The 3,418-nt window shown below is 70.0% G+C and carries 3 protein-coding genes and 1 pseudogene; 3 read left to right on the forward strand and 1 reads right to left on the reverse strand.

What is annotated here, in order from left to right:
- Together VF794_RS29685 and nadC are read left to right on the forward strand one after the other, a co-directional pair.
- Positions 1-392: pseudogene (locus VF794_RS29685) on the forward strand (hypothetical protein); the annotation flags it as partial.
- 23 nt (positions 393-415) lie between these two features.
- Positions 416-1,258: a carboxylating nicotinate-nucleotide diphosphorylase gene (nadC, locus tag VF794_RS29690; RefSeq protein ID WP_331116219.1), complete on the forward strand. Its 843-nt coding sequence runs from the start codon at positions 416-418 to the stop codon at positions 1,256-1,258.
- A 9-nt stretch (positions 1,259-1,267) separates the two neighbouring features.
- Here the strand turns inward: nadC and VF794_RS29695 are convergent, their stop codons facing one another.
- Complete coding sequence (locus VF794_RS29695) at positions 1,268-2,884, reverse strand: alkaline phosphatase family protein (RefSeq protein ID WP_331116221.1); 1,617 nt, start codon at positions 2,882-2,884, stop codon at positions 1,268-1,270.
- Between the two features lie 97 nt (positions 2,885-2,981).
- Between VF794_RS29695 and VF794_RS29700 the strand changes: the two genes are divergently transcribed.
- Positions 2,982-3,380 carry a thioesterase family protein gene (locus VF794_RS29700; protein WP_331116223.1) on the forward strand — a complete coding sequence of 133 codons (399 nt, stop codon included), beginning with the start codon at positions 2,982-2,984 and terminating at the stop codon, positions 3,378-3,380.
- Positions 3,381-3,418 lie beyond the last annotated feature (38 nt).

Genomic DNA, 3,418 nt, shown 5'->3' on the forward strand with positions numbered 1-3,418 from the left:
AGGAGCCTGCGCCTGCCCGGGCTCCTGAACCCAAGGCCAGCAAGGCGGACGCCGAGGCGAAGGTCGTCGAGAGCGGAGAGGACGAGGACGAGGACGTCCACGAGATTGGCGTCGCGGAGGACACGGAAACGGAGCCTCCGAGCCCGGGCCCGGTGAAGACCAAGGCCTCGCTTAAGGCCAAGGCTCCGGCCAAGAAGGCGGCTCCTGCAAAGAAGGCCGCCCCCGCGAAGAAGGCAGCGGCCAAGAAGGCGGCTCCTGCAAAGAAGGCCGCGCCGAAGGCCAAGATGCCTGCTCGGGGCTCGACCAAGGCCAAGACAAAGCCAGCCGCTCGCAAGGGCGCCGCTCGGAAGAAGTCGGCGGCCTCCCGTGTAGCCAAGAAGGCTCGGCGCTGACCTCACTCGGAGACGCGACTCGCATGGACAGCTTCCTGGATCGCCTCATCACGCTCGCTCTCGACGAGGACCTCGGGGCGGCCGGTGACATCACCACCGAGGCCCTCGTCCCCGTGGACGCCCTGGGCACCGCCGAGCTCATCGCCAAGGAGCGGCTCGTGCTCTCCGGGCTGGATGCCTTCGTCCGCGCCTTCCACCTCGTGGACCCGGACCTCCGCGTGGAGCTCCTCGCTCGCGACGGGCAGGAGGTCCAGAACAAGGCCCTGGTGGCCCGGGTGCACGGCCGCATGCGCGCGCTCCTCACCGCCGAGCGCACTGCCCTCAACATCGTCCAGCGCACCTCGGGCATGGCCACCATGGCCCAGCAGGTCATGGCCGCGGTGCGCGGCTCGAAGCTGCGCATCCTCGACACGCGGAAGACGGCTCCCGGCATGCGCTTTCTGTCCAAGCAGGCCGTGAAGGCCGGGGGCGCCTTCAACCACCGCTTCGGCCTCTTCGATGGCGTCCTCATCAAGGACAACCACATCGCGGCCGTGGGTGGCTCCGTCCGCGAGGCGCTTCGCCGCGCCCGCGCCAACGCCCCTCAGTTGGTGAAGATCGAGATCGAGGTCACCACCCTCGAGCAGCTCACCGAGGCGCTCGAGGAGGGCGCCGACGTGGTGATGCTCGACAACATGGACGACGAGCAGATCCGCCGCGCGGTGGAGCTGGCCGCCGGCCGCATCCCGCTCGAGGTCTCCGGCGGCATCACCCTGGAGCGCCTGCCGCGCCTGGCGAAGCTCGGCGTGGACTTCGTGTCCATGGGCGCGCTCACGCACTCGGCGCGCGCCATGGACCTCTCCCTGGAGATCGTCCAGGCGAAGTAGCCCGGCCGTTCAGCGGCCGGGGTTGATGGCCTCGGAGCGGGGCTCCCCCTCGGCGGAGGCGGGGGCGCCCATCTCCAGCAGCGCCGCCACCGTGGGCGCCACATCCGTGGTGCTGATCCGCTGCGTGTACGTGCCCGGCTTCACCCCCCTGCCCGCGAAGATGACGGGCACCTGCCGGTCGTACGCGTACGGAGTGCCATGGTTGGTACCCGTGGGCTCGGCGCTGATGACGTGGAAGGGCTTCACCACGTAGAGCACGTCGCCGCTGCGCCCCGCGTAGTAGCCGCGCCGCAGGGGCTCCACCAGCCCCGCCACGTCCGGCGCCGTGTAGAGGTCGTCGCGGGCCACCGCGAGGGTGACGGCGGGCTGCTTCCCCAGCCACATCGCCGCGGCCCTCCGCACCGCCGCGCCGTCCACCTTGCCGCCCTCCAGCGTCTTGCCTCCCAGGTAGACGTCCAACTCCTCGATGGTGGCGGTGATGTCCCCGCCGAACTGGGCCCGCAGCGCCTCGGTCAGCTCCTTGGAGAGGTCGGTCGGGTTCACCCGCACGGCGGCCACCCCCGAGGCGGCCCACTGCTCGGGCACCGCCGCACCGCCGTGGTCCGCCGTGAGCACCACGAGGAGGTTGGCACGGCCCCCCGCGGCCTTCTCGGCCACGGCCACCAGGTCGCCCACCGCCTTGTCCAGTCGGTAGAGCGCGTCCTGCATCTCCCACGAGGTGGGTCCGTACTGGTGGAAGACGCGGTCCGTGGCGCTGAAGCTCACCGCGAGCAGATCCGGTACGTCGTCCTTGCCCAGGCCCTCGCCCTCGATGGCGGCCCGGGCGGCCCGCACCACGTGGTCCAACGCCAGCGGGGAGATGGCGAAGGCGCTGTAGGCCTGGGGGCCGGGCGCGTTCAGGCCTCCGGTGAGCGGATGCGGGAAGGTGCGTCCCAGTCCGTAGTGCTCCCCCTCGTAGGAGCGATCGTCCTCCCCCGTGTACTCGGTGCGCGGCAGCAGCGGCTCCCAGGGCTTGCCGAACCAGGCCTCGGGCGGGTGGCTCGTGTTGAAGTCCTTCAGCCAGCCGGGCAGCTCCTTCGTGTACCAGGTGCCCGTGATGAACTTCCCCACCGTCTCGTCGTACCAATAGGCCTGCCCGAGCCGGCCGGCCAGCGGGATGGCGGAGCGAGCCTTGCCCGACAGCGCGATCGCCTTGCCGCGCTCCTGCGTCGTCAGCCGCAGCCGGTCCGCCAGCGTCTCCGCCATGAGGGTGGCTGGACTCACGTCCTCGTTGGAGAGGGGCGCCTCCAGCAGCGGATGCGCCGGGTCCGGGAAGACGCGCTCGGGCTTGCCCGTGGCCCGGTCGATGATCCGGTTGTCCACGATGCCGTGGCGCCAGGGGTTGGCGCCGGTGGACAGCGTCGTGTGGCCCGGCGCGGTGCGCGGCTTGGCGTACGTGTACTCCGCGTAGGGGAAGAAGGCGCTGGAGTCGATGAGCTGGCGCAGCCCGCCCTTGAGGCGCGGTTTCGTGCGCAGCAGCAGATCCGTCCCCATCGCGTCCACGGTGATGAAGAGCGTCAGCCGGGGGGGCTTCGCCAGGGCGGGGAAGGCGAGCAGCATTAGCAGGAAGGGGAGGGGGCGGAGCATAGGGCCGTCGATCCTCCACGCCTCGTGCTCAGAAGCAACCAATCCCGAGCGCGATGCTTTCCGGTCGGACACTCCCCTGTTACGGTCGAAGCGACCCATGGTCGAGGCACGACTTCGAGTGATTTACGGCGACACAGACCAGATGGGCGTCGTGTATCACGCCAATTATTTCCGCTACTTCGAGTTCTCCCGTGGCGAGTACTTCCGCGCGCGCGGAGGCAGCTACGTCGAGATGGAGCGCCAGGGGCTGATGCTGCCCATCGTGGAGGCCACCGCCTCCTACAAGGCGCCGGCCCGCTACGACGACGTGCTGCTCATCCACCCCCGGGTGAGCGAGGTGAAGCGGGTATCGCTGGCCTTCACCTACGAAGTCTTTCGCGAGGGGGGCCCGGACACCCCCCTGTGTACCGGGCGCACCGTCCACGCCTGCGTGAGCCGCGAAGGCAAGCCCACCCGGCTGCCGGACGCGCTCGTCCGCCTGTTACACGACGCCTGAGTTCCTACTTCTTCCCCTACGTTTCAAGGAGACACCCA

It is taken from the genome of Archangium sp., from assembly GCF_036389735.1.
Lineage (GTDB): Bacteria > Myxococcota > Myxococcia > Myxococcales > Myxococcaceae > Archangium.